At 32.3% G+C, this 19,198-nt stretch carries 15 protein-coding genes and 5 pseudogenes; 4 read left to right on the top strand and 16 right to left on the bottom strand.

All coding sequences use genetic code 11. The features are described 5' to 3' along the window. Positions 1-308: 308 nt before the first annotated feature. Positions 309-1,394: a tyrosine recombinase XerS gene (gene xerS, locus AB3I42_RS12770; RefSeq protein ID WP_081129172.1), complete on the bottom strand. Its 1,086-nt coding sequence runs from the start codon at positions 1,392-1,394 to the stop codon at positions 309-311. Positions 1,395-1,524: 130 nt separating this feature from the next. Between xerS and AB3I42_RS12765 the strand changes: the two genes are divergently transcribed. Together AB3I42_RS12765 and AB3I42_RS12760 are read left to right on the top strand one after the other, a co-directional pair. Continuing rightward, entirely contained in the window at positions 1,525-1,884 is a 360-nt protein-coding gene (locus AB3I42_RS12765; RefSeq protein ID WP_081129174.1) for a type II toxin-antitoxin system RelE/ParE family toxin, read from the top strand. Next, positions 1,871-2,137 (top strand): helix-turn-helix domain-containing protein, encoded by a 267-nt coding sequence (locus AB3I42_RS12760; protein ID WP_010738094.1) that lies wholly within the window; start codon positions 1,871-1,873, stop codon positions 2,135-2,137. Before AB3I42_RS12765 ends, AB3I42_RS12760 begins: the two co-directional genes overlap by 14 nt. Positions 2,138-3,285: 1,148 nt before the next feature. On the opposite strand, the gene AB3I42_RS12755 is transcribed toward AB3I42_RS12760, so the two are convergent. Both AB3I42_RS12755 and AB3I42_RS12750 read right to left on the bottom strand, forming a co-directional pair. Then, positions 3,286-3,918: an HAD family hydrolase gene (locus AB3I42_RS12755; RefSeq protein WP_081129176.1), complete on the bottom strand. Its 633-nt coding sequence runs from the start codon at positions 3,916-3,918 to the stop codon at positions 3,286-3,288. Beyond that, positions 3,911-4,345 (bottom strand): annotated as a pseudogene (locus tag AB3I42_RS12750) (DeoR/GlpR transcriptional regulator); the annotation flags it as partial. The pseudogene AB3I42_RS12750 and the gene AB3I42_RS12755, both read right to left, overlap by 8 nt. Between AB3I42_RS12750 and AB3I42_RS12745 the strand changes: the two are divergent. Together AB3I42_RS12745 and AB3I42_RS12740 are read left to right on the top strand one after the other, a co-directional pair. Further along, on the top strand, positions 4,305-4,715 hold the full coding sequence (locus tag AB3I42_RS12745; RefSeq protein ID WP_081129177.1) for a Mu transposase C-terminal domain-containing protein: 411 nt from the start codon (positions 4,305-4,307) through the stop codon (positions 4,713-4,715). The pseudogene AB3I42_RS12750 and the gene AB3I42_RS12745 sit on opposite strands and share 41 nt — an antisense overlap. Then, positions 4,708-5,511, top strand: a complete 804-nt coding sequence (locus AB3I42_RS12740; protein WP_081123835.1) for an AAA family ATPase — start codon at positions 4,708-4,710, stop codon at positions 5,509-5,511. The genes AB3I42_RS12745 and AB3I42_RS12740 overlap by 8 nt, the downstream gene beginning before the upstream one ends. A 76-nt stretch (positions 5,512-5,587) precedes the next feature. Here the strand turns inward: AB3I42_RS12740 and AB3I42_RS12735 are convergent. The 13 genes and pseudogenes from AB3I42_RS12735 to AB3I42_RS12675 all read right to left on the bottom strand — a co-directional run. After that, positions 5,588-6,304 (bottom strand): annotated as a pseudogene (locus AB3I42_RS12735) (transposase); the annotation flags it as partial. Between the two features lie 179 nt (positions 6,305-6,483). After that, positions 6,484-7,383, bottom strand: coding sequence for an IS982-like element ISEfm1 family transposase (locus AB3I42_RS12730; protein WP_081125764.1), 900 nt, complete (start codon positions 7,381-7,383; stop codon positions 6,484-6,486). Between the two features lie 360 nt (positions 7,384-7,743). Then, complete coding sequence (locus AB3I42_RS12725) at positions 7,744-8,193, bottom strand: hypothetical protein (protein ID WP_081123670.1); 450 nt, start codon at positions 8,191-8,193, stop codon at positions 7,744-7,746. Between the two features lie 240 nt (positions 8,194-8,433). Beyond that, a complete protein-coding gene (locus AB3I42_RS12720) occupies positions 8,434-10,464 on the bottom strand; it encodes a WxL domain-containing protein (RefSeq protein ID WP_181934770.1) in 2,031 nt (676 codons plus the stop codon). Between the two features lie 220 nt (positions 10,465-10,684). Next, a pseudogene (locus AB3I42_RS12715) lies at positions 10,685-11,050 on the bottom strand (ZmpA/ZmpB/ZmpC family metallo-endopeptidase); the annotation flags it as partial. 395 nt (positions 11,051-11,445) lie between these two features. Then, positions 11,446-12,747, bottom strand: a complete 1,302-nt coding sequence (locus tag AB3I42_RS12710; protein ID WP_181934771.1) for an ISL3 family transposase — start codon at positions 12,745-12,747, stop codon at positions 11,446-11,448. Between the two features lie 258 nt (positions 12,748-13,005). Further along, positions 13,006-13,170, bottom strand: a pseudogene (locus AB3I42_RS12705) (transposase); the annotation flags it as partial. A 68-nt stretch (positions 13,171-13,238) separates the two neighbouring features. After that, entirely contained in the window at positions 13,239-15,164 is a 1,926-nt protein-coding gene (locus AB3I42_RS12700; protein WP_081125760.1) for a BspA family leucine-rich repeat surface protein, read from the bottom strand. Between the two features lie 235 nt (positions 15,165-15,399). Then, on the bottom strand, positions 15,400-15,723 hold the full coding sequence (locus AB3I42_RS12695) for an LPXTG cell wall anchor domain-containing protein (RefSeq protein WP_081123665.1): 324 nt from the start codon (positions 15,721-15,723) through the stop codon (positions 15,400-15,402). A gap of 1 nt (position 15,724) precedes the next feature. Next, complete coding sequence (locus AB3I42_RS12690) at positions 15,725-16,738, bottom strand: DUF916 and DUF3324 domain-containing protein (protein WP_081123664.1); 1,014 nt, start codon at positions 16,736-16,738, stop codon at positions 15,725-15,727. A gap of 187 nt (positions 16,739-16,925) precedes the next feature. Further along, positions 16,926-17,654: a WxL domain-containing protein gene (locus AB3I42_RS12685; RefSeq protein WP_181934772.1), complete on the bottom strand. Its 729-nt coding sequence runs from the start codon at positions 17,652-17,654 to the stop codon at positions 16,926-16,928. Positions 17,655-18,054: 400 nt separating this feature from the next. Continuing rightward, positions 18,055-18,594 (bottom strand): annotated as a pseudogene (locus AB3I42_RS12680) (WxL domain-containing protein); the annotation flags it as partial. Positions 18,595-18,627: 33 nt separating this feature from the next. Further along, positions 18,628-18,825 (bottom strand): hypothetical protein, encoded by a 198-nt coding sequence (locus AB3I42_RS12675; protein WP_081125757.1) that lies wholly within the window; start codon positions 18,823-18,825, stop codon positions 18,628-18,630. Positions 18,826-19,198: the final 373 nt, after the last annotated feature.

Below are 19,198 nucleotides of genomic sequence, written 5' to 3'. Positions count from 1 at the left end.
TCTCATATCCAATAATCGAAAAATAAACTATTAACAATAAAAAAGTCTTCATTTATTGTTGAGGGAAATAAGAATACTTCTCCTTTTATTATGTTAGTATTGTGGACTGGTTTATTAATTGCATAGTATTTTAACAATCACAATTTTTTTCTTGATTTTTCAAGCTTTATTTAAGAGATTTTATATCAGTTATTCTGATTGGCAACTGGTAGTTTAGTAATATAAAAACGGTAGTAAAGCTTGTCTCTAAAGTTAGGTTTTTGTCTAATTTTAGAGGCAAGCTTCATTATTATACTTGTTTACTACATCTATAAAGCGTTCAAAGCATCAATCGTAGCTGCGTTGTCTATATGGGTATACAAAGTTGTTGTATTAGTACTAGAGTGTCCTAATTGTTGTGCCGTAAGTACTAAAGAATTGGTTTGTTGATAGAGTCTAGTGGCCAACGTATGACGTAGTTTGTGGGGACTGACTTGGACCCTGAAGCCTTTCGAATATTTTGCTACCATTCTTTCTATAGCAATCCCTGAGATTCGTTTTGCTTCTCCTTGATAGATTGTTAGGAAAAAGGCTTTTTCATCGTCTGAAGCTTTATACCGTTCTTTTCGAATGGCTAAATAATTTGCTATGTATTCCATAGCAAAAGCTGCTATATTCACAGCATCTCTTTTATTTCCTTTTCTAGTCACTACGACATTGTTCTTCTCTAAAGATAGATCTTCCAAATTAATATTTACAACTTCTGATAATCTCAATCCAGACCCTAAAATAAGAGCATTTATGGCAAGATCTCTTTCAATATCTCTTTGATAATAAACTAACGCTCTTTTACTCAAAGTGTTCTTATAATCCACTGCGATATAATCCAAATAGTTTTGCGTATCATCTTCTAAAAATAATTTTTTCTCTATAGCATTTGCACGTGCAGCTAAAGTTGTTTTATCTGCAATAGTAGATACTTGGTCCATAGGATTTTTTTCTAAATATGGCTTTCCTAAAGGATTATTCGAGCTCGTAGAAAGGTACTTAAACAAAACTTTTAGTGCCGTGATGTTTCGGTTAATAGTAGGGATCGATAAGCCCAAGTTATTATTGTCTTCAAGTTGAGATTTAGTGGATTCTTTTTTGACATTTTCTTTTGCGCGACGCTTCAAGTGGGACTTATATAGATTTAAATCATAGGCTGTTAATTGCTTTATTGATGCGATAGAAGTATCAGCAACAATAGCTTCGCCCAATAACCAATTATAAAAGAGTTTATAATTTTTCAAGTATTCTAGCGTTGTACGAGGAGATTGATCTTTATCCTCACGTTCCTGAACAAAATCTTTTATATAAGCTGGCATATGAAGCAATATTTCATCTATTTTTATATATATTTCCGTATTTTTCATTATATTCATCCTTTCAAAGAGTAGGGGAGAGAAGTAACTCTATAATCGGACTATACCAATTAGAAAGCTGCTTGTCAATTAATTTATACACAAAAATCGAAATAAATAAAATATATGATATAATAAGTGCATGGAGAAGATAGAATTCGAAACTTATAAACGACCAAATGGACATGATGAATTTTTAGAGTGGGTTACCGCTTTGCCTATTAAAGATCGTGCAAAATTATTAAGAACTATCAAAGAAACAGAAGTAAATGGCCTGTTAGTCGCACAACGTTTAAAATGGGTTAAAAAAATAGATACCAATTTATATGAATTGAGAAGTAAAGTTGGTTCAAATATTCAAAGAGGGTTATATTTTCATGTTGAAAATGGGCGATATGTAATCACACATGGTTTTACAAAAAAGTCAGAAAAAACGCCCAAAAAAGAAATAGATCATGCAAAGGAATTAAGAAAGGAATGGTTTGAAAATGAAGATAGATGATTTAATTAAAGATATGAAAAAAGATACCGCCTTTGCAGAAGCTTATCAGAGTGAAGGGGAGAAACTGCAAACTGCTATAGCACTATATAAAGCAAGAGAAGAGGCGGGACTAACACAAGTTGAACTAGCTGAACGTGCAGAGACCACTCAAGCAACTATCGCTCGAATTGAACGTGGGGATAACGTATCTTTTGAGAAGCTATCAGCAATTGCTCATGCTATGGGGAAAGAATTAAAAGTTGAATTTATCTAAATAAGATTGATCCTCCAAAAAAATCTTTTAGAGTTTTTTTATTTAATTATATAGAAAGATTGTTCTTTCTATATAATTAAATAATTGAAAATAAGTGAATGTAACTAGTTAAGTGTTTAAGAGAGTAAGAAGGGGAGAGCAATAACCAAAGAACACATAATTTAGCCTAAAAATCTAAGCAGATGTTGAGGGGTAATTTATTAACTTGTTTTGCTATAGCTATTTAAAAGAGTAGACTTGAAAATTGCACTTGTTTGTAAGTTTACAAATAAGTATTTGCCTGATTACAATTAACAGAATATATGCTATGATAAAATTATTAAAAACAGGTTCATATTACGACCGAAGGTCACTAGCGGTCGAGCCAGTGGCTTTCTTTTACGTTCTTTTCAGATCAACGGATAGGCTTACTGTCTTTTTTGACAATTCTGCAATCAAGCTATTTACAGATGTAGGGGCTGCTACTTCTGTCGCAATTGCAAAAAACAAACTTTATCTATTGTATTTAGTTGATTGTAATTATTAATAGATATGGTATAATTGTTTTAACGAAAAGATAATTCATTATACACCAAAAACCACTAGCTGGCGGGCTAGTGGTTTTCTTTTACGTTCTTTTCAGATTAACCGGTAGGCTTACTGTCTTTTTTGGCAATAATTTTGCAATCAAGCCATTTACAGATGTAATGCGCGATTACTTTTGCTACAATTGCAAAAAACATATCGAAAAGGTAATTCATTATACAACCTCCTCCCCTTGCCAGAATAGGCCGGGGTAGCAGACAGCATAAACATTATACCATAACTGAAAATTTCAATTTAGTATATTTCTCCACATATTGGTGGACCATTACAATTAAATACTCCATAGTTCTTATTGATCCAGATATAACTTATAAAAATCTAACTATATAGAAAACTATAATTTTCTATACACTTGCGTTTGAATAGTAAAATTATACTCTGCTAGCGCTTGAAATTTTCCTCATATAAAAAAACGCAGCTCCAAGTTTTAACCAATTTTATTTAAAAAACTCCTTTGAAGTGAAAAATTGATGTCACTTTTCTTTTTAAATGGCAAAAATTTCAATCTTTAAATGGCGAAAAACAAAGAGCGTGAGACCCTATCCTTATCTCACGCTCTTTGTCTATTTTTCTAACAAATCAAGTATTTCTTGAGGAGAATCAATAATTATATCTATACTTTGAAATTTTTCTATATTTTTGGCTCCCCATTTAGCTAAACCAAATGCTATCCCACAAGCTTTCGCACTTTGCATGTCATATAATGAATCACCAATATAAATCGTTTCTGCTTTTTTTATGCCCAATTCATCAATTGCCTTTTGTATGGGATCCGGAAAAGGTTTATGCAACTTAGTATCTGAAGCTGTAATTTGTATATCAAAATATAGATTTAAATTAAATCGATCAAACTCATTTTTCATTTCTTCTTTTGTTTTAGATGTGACAAGTCCTAATTGAATTCCTTTTACATGCAATGTCTGTAATGTTTCTTCTATATGCGGAAAAACTTGGGCATTGTCTGCTAATAAAAGTACGTTTTCACCCCATTTTGATAAGAGAGTTTCCTCTTCTTCTTCAGTATTTACAAACTTTTTAATAGCTTCTCTTCCAGGAATACCTAAAATATAATGTAATTCTTTAATCGGGATTTCCTTCTCTAATTCTTCACGCAATGTTTTTTGCAGAGAATATGTCATAACATATTCTGTATCAATAATCGTTCCATCAACATCAAATAATATCGTTTTAATCATAGCTATTCTCCTTTGTGTAGATGATTTTGCTCTTTCCTATTCTAACGACTAATTCTTCAGGAATTTTTTTATCAGTTATCAAATAATCAATTTCTTCAAACGAGTAGACAAGGTAATTGTGTGATAAATTAATTTTTGTATGATCACATAGTAATACGACTTTATTACTTTTCTCTCTAACTGCCTGTTTCATTGCGATATCTTCTTCATGGGCATAATAGATTCCCTGATTATTTATACCCGCACAACTTAAGAAAGAACTATCAAACCGATACTTAGTTAATTCCCAGATTGGGTATCCACCAGTAACTGAACGGCTTTCTCTATTTAAAGTTCCTCCAAGAATCGTAGTAGGTATTGAAGTGGTCTTTAAGAATTGATCGGCAATGTCAATCGAGTTTGTCACAGCTAAGTTTATATATTTATTGTTATTAGAAATTCCCAAAACTCGAAAAGTCCACTCTGATGGAATTCATTTCCAAGGATTACGATATACTAATCCTAATTTATCTGCGTTTGTTGGAGAACCTGTTTTAATCCGTTATACGCCAAATGATTTGGCAGAAATTAGAGTATTTTATAAGAATCGGTTTCTTTGTAATGCCATTTCTCCAGATATTTCAAATTATGAAATCAATATGGATGATTTAATTTTTGCTAGAAATAAACGAAAAAAATTATTAAAACAAAAGATACAAGTACCAAGTTCTGTAGAATTATTAATTGAAGAGAAAAAGTATGAAGAAATAACTAACCCACCTAAGAAATCAGCTTTAAAGAGGTACTATAATGAATAAAACCTTTATTGAAACAAAAGAATATAAACGATTTGCTGAATTTTGTGACGCATGTATTAAATATAAGTATATTGGAATTTGCTATGGTGCTCCTGGCGTAGGTAAAACATTATCTTCAAGGTATTACTGTAACTGGGATAATATAGAAAAGCAAATTGCCTATCATCGTGCTGATGATATTGGAAAAAATGCAACAGATGAAATATTAAGTGTAAATAAAGTTTTTTATACTGCACCAGCTGAAAAGATGTCTCGTGTCAGTTCTGATATTAACACAATAACTAGTAGAATAGGTCTGACTAAAGCAATGCATATGGTATTAAAATACAATCAAGAATATCCTTCTGTGCCTAAAACCTATGAAGCAATTGATTTAATTATTGTCGATGAAATTGATCGTTTAAAGCTTCAGCATTTAGAACAGCTAAGAGATATTTATGATAGAAATGATCTGGCAATGGTTCTTATCGGTATGCCTGGTATTGAAAAAAGGTTGTCTCGTTATCCGCAACTTTACTCTCGCATAGGATTTGCGCATGAATTTGATAACCTTAGTAAGGATGAAACACATCATATTTTGGAATACAAATGGTCAGACTTAGGAATTGATATTAAGTTAGAAGATTTTTCTGATTATGAGGCTATCACAACTATCATTAAAATTACAAAAGGAAATTTTAGGCTTATTCATCGTTTATTTGCACAGATTGATCGTATTTTAAGAATCAATCAAATGGATAAGATTACTGTAGAAGTTGTCGAAGCAGCAAGAGATAGTTTAGTGGTAGGTATATAAAAAGCTACCAAAAAATTGGTAGCTTTTGTCATTTATTACTAAAAATTTTTGCCATTTAAATAGAAAAGTGACAGCTTGGTAAAAGCTTTTTAACCAATGAAACATAAGGCGCATACATATCAATAACAATGAATTCAACGACTTTTCGAGTCGCTAAAGAAAACCGAGAAAAATAGCGTTCTAAATAAGGCAATCGTCGATTTTCAACAATGTCTAGTAGTTCGTGCCTTTGTCCATCCATCATAATAAAACTCATGGCACTTGCGACACTTCGAACTGATTTGAATTCATCAAAGCATAAGATCTTTGGTAAAGTCTGTTTGAAAGGGTTCAATGGGCGGTAAAATCTCTTCATGACACGATAAACCGAAGAAGTGGAAATATTTTTCTGACGAGCAATTTCCGTCATCGAAGTATTCTCTTTTAAGCGAGTAACGACAGACCAACAAACTTTTTGACTAATAAAACAGTGTTTCTCAGCGACAGAGCTATCCGCTACGAAGGTGCGTTGGCAAGTCTTACATTTAAATCGTTGTTTCTTCAATTCCAGATAGGTCCGATATTCAGACACTTCATTTAATAACAACCGGACGGTTGTCGTCCCCCAACGAATAATCTTAGAGGGGACGACACAAAGACAATGAGGACACTCTTCGGGCGTGTATTGAAGAGTACCTTTGTAAATCAAGCAAATTTGCCCTTTATATCTTTCTTTGGTTAAACAATTTTCCTCGAAATAGATAGTTAGGTCTAGAATATTTAGGGTATCTTTGATAAGCTGAGTATAAGACATCTTGAATCCTCTTATGAATTGGTTAGCCAAATTAATTCTAAAGGATTTCAGGGTGTCTTTTCTATGTTTTTACATCAAAAAGTATAGAGCCTCAATTATGATTCATTGATGGTTTCTTTTTTATCCTCCTCTATAATCATATATATCTTAAACCCGTGGTGCTAGTTAATTTTAATATCCTAAAGAATTCTCAAAGTTCCTTCAAAACGTCGTTGTGCTCGACTTAATAGAACACTGTAAGCCAGTAATATGCTTTCAAATCTACTCTCTAGCCCTTTAACAGAATGTGAGTTGAAATTTTGACAACCTAATTTTTCTAAGGAAGAAAAAACAGTCTCAACTGTTTTTCTTTGTTTTCCAAGTAAGCTGTGGTCTAGTTTTTCTGATTTATCCATGTTTTTACGTGGCGGAACGGATATAGTAATGCCCTTAACGGCAAGCTTTTCATGGATTTTATGGCTAATATATCCTTTGTCCCCTAGGATATTGGGAAGATTCGCTTCTTCCGATAAAATCTCTAACACTTTCACGTCATGGACACCTGGATTCGTGATTGAGTAAGTAATCGGAAAGCCAGTCTTAGTAACGATCATATGAATTTTAAGACCATAAAAATAAGATTTTTTTGTTGAGTTATAGCCAACTTTGGCTATTTGATTCAATAGTTTTGCTTGTCTATTTCTAACTGGTTTACATAATGGACTAGGAAAACTATCTATAATTCCGACTAGTTCACCTTTGGTGAGCTTCTTGATGAAAAAGTATCGAATAATCTTGATAGTGTAAGCTAAGTTTGAACTTAAGCGAGTGAATCGACTCCTACTAGGAAAGTCACCATTAGGAAATAAGACGGAACAAACCGCTCTATACGTGGCTCTTTGGCTAGTATAGCCATTAATTATGCCCCATATAACACAAGCAATAATCACTGTATCGCGTTGCTTCAGTTGATCAGTATTTCTTCGGTTTTTAATCTTATCTGGTACACAATTGTGGTATATGTTAGAAACAGTTCTCATAATTTCCTTGAATGTTATAAAAGTATCTGTATAATGTTCAGTATATTTTGATGAACGCATATGTAGTCCTCATTTCTTGGGAGTTTTGAGACTACTACATGCGTTTTTTTGTTGATTTACCAACATATTTAGACATTTTCCTCTAGGAAAAAATTAACTAGCACCACGGGTATATCTTAATGTTATATTTACTTAAGTTTAATCGTGTAAATAAGAGATACTTCCTGATTTCATTTTAAAAAGTTCTTCTACCAACAAGCCATCTTATCTCATTTATCAAAACAATAAAAGTACAATAAAAAAGTAGTGACCGTCACCTACTGCTGAGAAATAGCCTGTGACAAAAGTCCATCCGTGCAATTATTTTTGCTTAGTTTCACTTTTTCCAAAAACCCTTTTTCTTATCCATATATGGTACACTTAACTAAGTGCCAACTCTATTTTACATAATAATTCTAAATCATTTATCGTTGTCTTGTCATAACGAGTTAAAATATCACATGTACCTTTTTGTAAAAGTATCACAATGTTTTCATCCATATAATCATCATGTAGTCCGAGATCGTCATAGATGGTTGTCCATATCTTCCATTCTTTTTTATTAAAATATACGACTGCAGCACTTTGACATTTGTTAAAATCACTAACTGCTTTTTCAAGACCTTTTATATTGCCTGATCTTTTCTCTTTTTGTATATACTCATATAAGGATTGCATCTCCATAGCCATATTTAAGGTCATGTTTCCTATCTTTTTCTTCCCAGTTCGATATTGTCTAATTTGTATTAGAGTTGTTTCTTTTTCGATATAGGTATCAGAAATACTCTCATCATCTAGTAACGCTTGTATTTTATCCGTATCAATAATCATTACTTATCCTCCTTTGCAGATTGTCTCTATCCAATACAAATAATTATTTTTCAATTTATTACTATTTTATAATAAAAAACAATCTGTTCAATAAACAGGCTGCGAAAAGAAAAGATGTTATCGCATATAAAAATATGTATGGGTAGATCACATAAACGATATGCAATAACATTTTCCTTTTATGAATGCATATCTGTTTTTCAAGAAGTGAAAAATAGATACGATCGTCTAATTATTGAATTAATCGACACTAGAACTTGAAGTATCTGGGCCCATTACTAGATTCCAATTCACATTTCCGCTGTATTGTTTCGCAACCAAATCAGTCGCATTAGGAATCATCAACTTCAAAGTACCTACATTACCTAAACTATAATCATAAGTTCCTTTACCTACTGTAACTTTACCTTTTTCCATAATAGTAGTTGGACTATTACTAATAACAACTGTGTTTGAATCAGTGCCTTGAACATCATTTTGTGATACTAAATCTTCATTTTGGAAATTAGATATGCCATCATTTTGATTTAGTTTTACTTTTCCTTGATCTGGATTCGTTACTGTAATTTCAGAACCTGGCAATTCACTGTTACTCCACTGCAATTGTGCAGTTAATGTCCAGGAATTATTTTGGCGCGTATTATCTTTTGCACCAATATTGTAGGTAACATTACCACCTGAAAAATTGCTTCCTGAATCAGTTAAATTTAAGGTATCTGTTCCTAATTTACCAGTAAATGCAAAGGCTTTTGGATAATATGCAATTCCTAAGTTTCCACTTTCACCTGTAACTCCACCATCGCTTGGTTTATTCCCTGTGATATCAGGATCAGTAGGATCTGAAGGTGGTTTAGGAGTTGGTGTATTCGGTGTAGTCAAATCTACCGTTACTGGTGTTGATGCACTTGCTAAATCAGCTGTTTGTGAGATTTCTTCTGTAGCTTCTGCTTCAGTATTTTCTACTTCAATTGAAAAAATATCAACTGCTGTAAAAGTATTATTATCTTTATTATATTTTAATTGATAATCTTTATCTTCTAAAATGAATTGGTTCTTTTGTCCACCTGATTTAATAACTATTTTAAAATAATCCTCATTTATTGAATTATTAGTAGAGACCAGCACTTTGGATTTATTTTCTATAGAATCTAAAATAAGTGTTCCATAATTTAACATAGAAATTTTCCCATTGTCAGATTCTAATTCACGAATAACAGTATCCTCAAATGCTGATGATCTTGTTAAATCTAATAAGGTATCTTTAGCAAGATAAAATGAAACATTTTTGATAACTTCTGGATTTAATGGAGAGTATTTTCCCTTTAAAATAGAAATTTTATCAAGATTCGAACTACGTAAATCAAAAAAACCATATTTATTATCAAATAATTGGAGTTCAGTTACTCCATTTCCCTCTATAGCATTATAAATATTTTTCGTATTATGGAGCTGTACAATGGTTTTTACATTATTACTATCTTGAAGCGGATGATATATATTTGATCCACTACTAATGCCTAAATGACTAAACCAATCATTGGGATCATAATTTGAAAAATCAACACCCGAAGCATAAATAGTATCCATTTTGCTAGTAATATCTTCTCCAAGAACAATAGTCGTTTTTCCTGGAGAAGATTGTTGACCATATCCTCCTGAATAAATCGAGCCATTAATTACTTTTGAACCTTTTAGTAAAATCGTTGCTTCTCGATTATCTGTAATCGTAGAGTTATATGCCCCACCATAAATATTTAATGGAGTTGCAATTTCATTAGCTGAGGATACATTCTCTAATGTTAAAGAGTATCCATTTACAAAAATTCCACTATGCATATTTTGTTGTAATCCAATGGTAAGGTTTTTAATTATAACATCATTATTTAATAAGATACGGGGAGCACGTGTTGTAATCGTTTGATTATTTCCTTCAAGAATAACTTGCTTATTAATTATAATTGGATCTTCGTTTATTTCCTGAAAACTTTGCGTAAAATATAGAATATCTCCGTCTTTAGAGTTAGTCAACGCTGTTCTAAAACTGTTACTATCAAAAATAGAAAATGTTTGATTTTCTTGCTTTCCATTAACACTACTTTTCTCTAGAGATTCTAAAATAGTAGTTGGTTCATTCGCTTGTACTTGGATGGGATTAACTATTAGTAAATTACAACAAATTATCATACAGACTGACACTATTCCGATAGACAATTTTTTTATGCTAAATTCTTTATTATTTCCACTTTTATTTAATTTACTCGCAAAAAACATACTACATCTCCTTATAATAAAAATTTTTAAAAAGTTAATATAAGAGACTATATTTTATTCTACATATCAAAATGCTCAAATTCTTATGACATATTTATTTGAAATGTATTAAACTGAATAAAATTTATCGATATTCATCTATGTGTGTAGCTATATAAGCTGTACTTGAATATAAAATAGTTAAATGTACCATTCCCCCAAAAGGAAATGGTACATTATTTTATTTGAAAATAGATTCGTTAAAATCATTCGTTAACAAATGATAAGCCTGCATGATCTTAGCTTTCAAATCATCCATATAATGCATATTTTTATTTGATTGTGCTAACATCAAGTCATTTATTATAGCTATATCAAATAATGATCGTAAATCATTGTAATTATTTATTACATTATTTTGACCATTCCATTGCACGGTTATTGATTTAATTTGATTTTTCTTATCACTCCGTTCTTTAAACATAATTTTTTTGAATGCTGCATAATCTTTATACTCACCATCAAATATTTTCTCAATGATAAATTCATCGGAGAATATTTCATTTTCTGTTTTAGCTTGTTCTTTGTATTTGTTAGATACATATGGTACAAAACCTTCTGTCTAACCTTTTACGGCTAACAACTCAAAAGCTATTTTTCCAAAGACGATTCCTCCAGAAGCACCATTTGAAATAATGAGGACAGTCTTAATTAAATAGTGATACTCAATTTTTGATGTATAGTTACTTTAACATTCTCCTAAATTTTTGTCACGGCTATTTTATTCACTATTTTTAGGAAAAAAATAGAAATAATACGAATAATTAAAACAAGTATAGCTGTATTTAGTAATAGTATCATGTTATATTTAATATATAAATCCAATTCATTTATTCAATCCTACTTAGTACTTTACATCTGTAAATAGCTAACAAAAAGATAGGCTCTTCGACATTTAGTGTTGGTAGAGAAAGATACAACTGAAAATTTAGTCATAACCAGTTAGGCAGATTGCTTAACTGGTTTTTGTTTTACTTGGAAGATTAAGCCTTGAATGAGATAAATTCTTGCTCGAAAGTTCTGGAAATTTCGATAGCCGTAGGCTACTCGTTTTATCACTTTTATCTTGTTGTTTGTTCCTTCTAATGCCCCATTACTATACCTGGTTTTTAAAGCATATTGAATCCCTAATTTGTATTTATTTAAAAACGTCAGCTTCTTACAAAACCATTGTGGGAGGCGTTGATCTAAGCTATTGATCGTATCGAAAAAGCTTTGGCTGTCCTTGTGTTTAAAGTGATAGAGGAGGAGCTGACAAGTCTCGTAAGCCCTTGTTAATTGTTCGTCATAACTCAAAAGTTCATCGACGATCGCTTTTTGCGTCATTGGTCTACGAAAGGATCGATTATATTGATAATTGGAACTATCCAGATCATAGGCATGCTTAAGGAGCAATTTCCAGAATCGCTTCAATCGTCGATACTTTGTCGGTTCCGTTTTTTGAAAGCTGTTCATTGTTTTAATTCGCAACTGGTTTAACGCACGAGTGATTTGTTGGACAATGTGAAAGCGATCGGTCACGATTTTTGCGTTTGGGAAGACCGCCTTTACAAGTTCAAAATAAGGGGCATTCATATCCATCACGACGTATTTCACGTTCACTCGTGCTTTTCGGGTGAATTTAAGGAAATATGGTTTTAAGAATGCAAGGCGACGATTCTCCAATACGCCGATCAATTGTTGGGTCTGCCCATTCATAAAGACAAAACTCATTTTTCCGCTGCAGGACTTCATTGATTTGAACTCATCAAAACAAAGGACCGAAGGTAACGTATCAAAACGAGGATGATACGTTTTTAAACAGGTGTGTAGGACACGCAGAACGGTTACGTCAGAGACAAAATAGCGATCGGCAATTTCTTTTCTTGTTGTATTCTTGGCCAGCTCCAAGGCAATTTGAACCTTTAATTCTTTTGAAAGATAGCAGTTTTCATCCACCAAGTTTGTCTGAGCATTGAATGTCGACTGACATTCTTTACAGTAAAAGCGCGTACGTACCAAGCGTAATTCTGTTTTGGTGTCTCGATAAGGCAAAAGTTGAACTTTTGTTTTGTGTGAGCCATTCTTGATGATTTGTCCTTCATTTTTGATGCCACATTTACGGCAATGGCTTGGTATATAGCTAAGTTTGTCATGGATAAGATTGATGCGAAACCCCTCTTCTTCTACTGTCTCTAACCATTCTTCTTCGAAGAATAAATTTTCATCGGTTAAACCTAACAAATTTCTAGTACAATGATCCATGGAGATATCCTTTCTTGGTTTGGTTTTGTTTTAGACGACTAAATTCTACCAGTTAGGCTATCTCTTTTTCTATCTTTTTTTACAAAAAAAGTGTCAGTAGAAAATCCGTAGATTTTCCACCAACACTAAATATTGTAGAACCAAAAGATACCGCTAATTAATTTTCATTAGCGGTATCTTTTTGTTTAAGCCGTTTTTCAATAAGGACTAATAAATTGAGAAAAATCAAATCTAGCTCAGCTTTTTTATTATATCATCTTAATTAATCAAAAAAATTTTACTGTTCTCAAATGATTTGAATTCGTGGAATACTCGTTTCATTGTCTTTATGCTAGTATTTTTCGCTTCTATTTTTCCATTGGTGCAAGGATAGATCATCACGTTGGTAATATCTTCTACATCTATATTATTTTTCTTTCTAAAATAGGGAAACCATACTAGAACACAGCAATTTTAGAATTATAGTACGTTTCATTTTTATTAGACTATTACTAAGATGGCCCATTTATTAGATTCCAATGTATTTCTCCCAAATACGTACCCGTAACTACTTGAGAAACATCAGGAATAACTAAAACTGCATTTCCTAAATCATAGTCATAAACACCATTTTTTCTCGTTGTTGTATTCGTTGACATGACTACCACTGTTTGATTCACTTGCAACTCAAAGTCAGGTATCCCAGTAACATCATTACTGCTTAGAGGATGTAAATCTGTACTTGGGTTATAAGCGTAATCCCCAGTATTCCAATTATCCATAATTGTTCCTGACTGATTATTCGCCTGAATGTAAGCATCTGAAATTTCCATTCCACTAGTCCAATTAAATGTTGCTGTAACTGTCCATTCATTATATGAATTTGTACGGTCCTTAACCCCAATATTTAAACTTTCTGTTTTCTTTAAAGGAATTTCTTGACGGCCACCAGATTGTAACGTAACAGTTCCCATATCAAATGCTTTAGGCAGATAGGCAAAACCTAATAAACTACTATTAGGAGTAAAATTTTGATTGTCTCCACTACTATTTATCTTTTGATTTAACCATTGTGCGGTATAAATATTATTAAATAAATCTGTTATCTGAGTAGCATCTTGTGTATCTATTCCTCCACTATTTAAAGTATAACCAGTAAAATCATAGGCTGCAGCTGGTGTTAATATAGGAATAGTTTGTTCCTGATTTATAATAAATTCTTTTAACCTATTCAAATCTAATTTAGGATCATCTGGCTGAACAAAAAAATCTGTAAAGAAACGTTGAAATCGATAACCATTCGAAAATAGTCCGATAGAATCAGACTCATTATAAGCTGATCCACCATCAAAATATGGTCCCGCTGGCGAACGATATCTTGTTGCAGGCGTAGAAGTACTTCCTGAATCGTAATTAAAATTTTGTGCTAGTAATTGACTATCAGTTGTCACGACTAATAATGGTTTGTAAGCACTAGCACCAAATGTGGCAAACATTTGGTCAAAATTTACATCAGTTTTTCCAAAATGCCAATTCGATAAATCATAGTATAAAATACTAGGAATAGCTGCAAACATTCGCCTAACATTAGTAACATTTGACATATCAAAATTATTTACCTCTAATTGTTTAGGGGAAGAAGAAAGTCCCGCAAACATATTGTGCATATCTGTTACGTTCGAAGTATTAAAATCCTGCTGGAAATTAGTCAGATCAGTATAGGTAAACATCTGAGACATATCTGTCACATTAGATGTATCCATACCTAAAAAATTTGCGCTTTGTAAATCGCTTTGATAAAACATCTGTGCCATATTCGTTACATTTGAGGTATCCAATCCACTGAAATCTAACGTACGAAGCCTAGCTAAATAAAAAGCTGCCATTAAATTTGTACTTTGTAACCCCACTTTTTTCCCATTAATTTCTTGTATTGTTAAAGAAATCGGATTTCCAACTGTATCTACAGATAAATTTTGCAAAACAACATGTTTTCCTATATTGTTCACATTAATTTCTCCTGGAATTACAATTTCCTCTGCAGTACCTTTATGACTTATTAAAATTATCTCATTCTCGTTCTCTTGATATTCCCATTCCTCTAAATCAAATCCCTCTTGTATAGCCATAATACTTGAGTTAGGCAATTGCTCAGTATCATTAGTAGTTGATTCTTCTTTAGAATTATCTGTACTATTTGAAGAATTTGTCTGATTATCCGATACTGTTTCTTCCTTTGATGTATTAGGAACAAATTCAGAAACGTCTTCTTCTGTTTCTGAATCTATCATTGTAGATGATTGTTCTACTTGATTATCAGATTCCAAAGATTCAGAAGTAACTACATTTTCTTCTGCATGACTATTTAAAACACCATGGTTATTAACTAATCCAAATACAAGCACAGAACAAAGTAGTCCACTTACTAATCGTTTCAAGTCTTTCACCTTCTTCCATTCAATATTCCTATAATTGATTATTGATGACAAAAAAGTAGATTACGCTCATGATCATTGTTCCTAATGCACACAGTATACTAAAGATATTCAAAAAAAGGAATCGTTTTTCTATCTGTTGCTGGACTACTTTTTTATAGTCTTTTAAAAACAGATATATGCTTACTATTAAGAAAATACTTCCCAACGTCAAATAAATTATCGGATAGGTATACATCTAATCTCTCCCCTTTACTATCTTTTTTGAATAATAAAGAGTACTACCAAGTATAACCAAACCAACTCCTAGCCAAGAATATCCATGATTCATGATTTCTCCTGTCTTTGGTAAAACACCACGCCTTTTTGGAACAATTTCCGATTCAGCCGATATATTTTCTACTCCTGGTAAATCTTTATCGGGGGCAATCGTTTCCCGTAATTCCACTGCTACATCTGTTTCTTTTGAGTCTGTCATTGCCGCAAAAACCATCGTAGAGGATTGTAGAAGGAAAACACCTAAAAACAAAAGAAGTATCATCGTAAATTTCTTATGTTTCATTTTAGTTCCCTCCCCTTCTACTTCTTATAAGCAAGAAAAGTATCGTCATGAAAGCCAATAATGCAAATACAAGTGAACCAATACTTACCCATTTCGGAATTTGGATTTGAAAGACGGATTCTTGATTGATTTTTTTGGCCTGTTCTTCCGTGATCTCAAATTCTTTTTCAAACTTCCACTCTTTTTCCTCACCAGTCACTACACCCTTAAATAGATATTTCCCAGGTTTTAAATCTTCTTTTACCCAATCAAATTGAAATGGAAAAACAGAGAGCGGTGCTATGCTCACATTTTCTTGTTCTTTTGTTCGCACTACTTCTTTTGTTTTCTGATCGATGATCTGTCCTTCTACTTTCGAATCTGGGAATATGTAAGGATTAGGGTTTAAAATGTCTGCTTGAATAATTCGACGACCATCATAAAGAATAGGGCCAACATCTTCTAATTCGACTGAAATATACTGTTTCATTTGATTTTCTGTTTCATTCGTCAATACTACGCCCAAAGTATAACTATACGTATTTTCAACAGAAACCGTTTGTTTACTTTCTTCTTCATCTTTTTTTTCAGAAACAACAATTCCTCCCAAGACGATTCCTTCAAATCTGTCTTTAGGCATCATTACACTCAATGTTGTTTCTTTGGTACTATTTGCAGGCACTTTCACTTCTGATTGATTCGCCTTAACAAGTTGTGTTAAGGGTGTCTTCAACAACGCATGATTTTCAATCATTCCAGTATAATCAATGATGCCGTTAGGATTTGTATTGGCATCAGTTACTTTAATTTCTAATGTTTTTTCTTTTGACGATTCATTGATCAACTTCACTTTGATTTCATCTTTTTCTCCAGGATCTTCTTTCAAGTAAAAATAGCCAACAGAAGAATCTAATTGATGAGCATTTGGCACGCCTTCAATGGTAAATCCACCAATCCCTTCTTCCCCATACGCAATGACTCCCCCACAGAAAAAGATAGATAAGATAAGTATTGTCATGCCAATCGCTCGTTTCATTTCCATACCATCCTTTTCATTATTAAGGTATTCACGTGAATACTATTAATCTATCCTTTTTAGTAACTAAAAACTAGAAAAAATTCTCTTCCTATATCGTCACTAATCAATAAACACACTATTATCCGTCTTTTCAAGAGAAAGAGATAACTGTAATTTATAAATTAAAATTCAAAAATATAACTTTCTAAGGTGTAACTAATAAATTCCAATCGACTGTTCCATTATATGTTTTTGCCTCTAAATTTGTGGCATTAGGAATAGTCAATTGAAGACTCCCTAATGTTCCCAAACGATAATCATAGGTTCCTTTTCCGACTGTTCCTTGTTCTTTTTTCATAATTTCAGTCGTTCCACCTGTAGAAATAGTTACATTTGAATTTCCAATAACATCTGTTTGGGCAACTAACTGATTGGTTTGGAAAGGATCTGTCCCATTATTTGTATTTTGCATCACTGTTCCCGTTGAATTGTTTAAAGTGATCGTTGATCCAGGAAGTTCATCATTCGTCCAGTTTAATTGGGCAGACAATGTCCATTGATTATTTTGACGGGTTGCATCTTTTACACCAATATTATAGGTTGCATTAGAAGACATTGAATCACTACGATCATTTAATGATAAAGTGGCTTGTCCTAAATTTCCAGAAAAGGCAAACGCTTTAGGATAATAAGCAATTCCTAATTTTCCTTCTTCTCCTATTACACCTCCATGAGTCGGTTCATTCCCTCCGTTATCAGGATCAGTAGGATCAGTAGGTGGATTAGGAGTTCCAGGATCATTCGCATTTAAGGTAGCGCTTACAGGAGTTTCCGCACTGTTTGGATCAGCTATTTGATCCGAAAATACCGTTTCATTATTAGCTAAAACACCTACCATTACAATACTACTAAATAAGATACTTTGCTTTTTCATTTTCTATACACTCCCTTTTTGTTTTTCATTTCGATAAAAATAAAACATGAATACAAAAAAATATAATGCGCATTACGTATAAAAGATACAACGTATATTATAATTAATCAATTATTTCGCCTTTATAAAATTAAAATTTAATCCCCATCTCTTTTATTTGCAAAATTCAGTAAATTTATATTTACATAAAATAATTTATTCTTACAATATATAACCATCAGTTAATTTTAATACAAAAACAGACTGCTCCAAGAACAGTCTGCGAAAAGGAAAGATGTTATCGCATATAAAAATACGTGTGGGTAGATCACATAAACAATATGCGATAACATTTTCCTTTTATGAATGCGTATCTATGTTTCAAGAAGTGAAAAATAGATACTGTCATCTTATCATTGAATTAATCGACACTAGAGCTTGAAGTGTCTGGCGAAATTTGTAAATTCCAATTTACATTTCCGCTATATTGTTTCGCAACCAAATCAGTCGCATTAAGAATCATCAACTTCAAAGTACCTACATTACCTAAACTATAATCATAAGTTCCTTTACCTACTGTAACTTTACCTTTTTTCATAATAGTAGTTGGACTATTACTAATAACAACTGTGTTTGAATCAGTGCCTTGAACATCATTTTGTGATACTAAATCTTCATTTTGGAAATTAGATATGCCATCATTTTGATTTAGTTTTACTTTTCCTTGATCTGGATTCGTTACTGTAATTTCAGAACCTGGCAATTCACTGTTACTCCACTGCAATTGTGCAGTTAATGTCCAAGAATTATTTTGCTGTGTATTATCTTTTACACCGATATTGTAAGTAGTTTTATCACTACTAGTATTACTTCTCGAATCATTAAGTGTTAACTCAGTAGGTCCTAGATTCCCTGTGAAAGAAAATCCTTTAGGAAAGTACGCAATCCCTAAATTTCCTTCTTCACCTGTAACTCCACCACCAACTGGTTCATTCTATGTGATATCAGGATTATTAGGATCAGAAGGTGGCTTAGGCGTCATTTGTTGCGGTGTCGTTAAATCGGCCGTGACTGGTGTTGATGCACTTGCTGGATCAGCTGTTTGTGTTGGTTCTGCCGCATAGACACCTCCTGAACTAAGTAACGAAGTCAAAATAATTGCAATACTTGCTATCATACTTGTTCGTTTCATTGAAAACTTCCTTTCAAATTAATTATTTTCAACGAAATTATAAGAAACACAAAATATAGACGCAATGCTCTGAAAACTGATCAATAATTATTACTTATCCTAAATACCTATTTTATAGGATTTATCTAAGCTAAAAAGTCATTTTGTTGTATGGAAATTTTAAATTTAAAATCTCCTTCTTTTTAACTTAAAAAATACATCTACATAGAAATGTTCATTCGTTTTCTCCCATTGAATAATTGGTGTTCTGTCGTACCTGTCATTAAATTCCAACTTATAATTTTTCCCTAATCTATTGTAAAATTACCTATCCCTTTCTAAAATTTTCTTAGCTATAAGCTACTACTATTTTGAAAGGAGAATCCTATGTTTA

This window comes from Enterococcus sp. C53, from assembly GCF_040887425.1.
Lineage (GTDB): Bacteria > Bacillota > Bacilli > Lactobacillales > Enterococcaceae > Enterococcus_B > Enterococcus_B hirae.
Note: the sequence above shows the minus strand (reverse complement) of the source record. Positions and strands in the feature narration are given on the sequence as shown.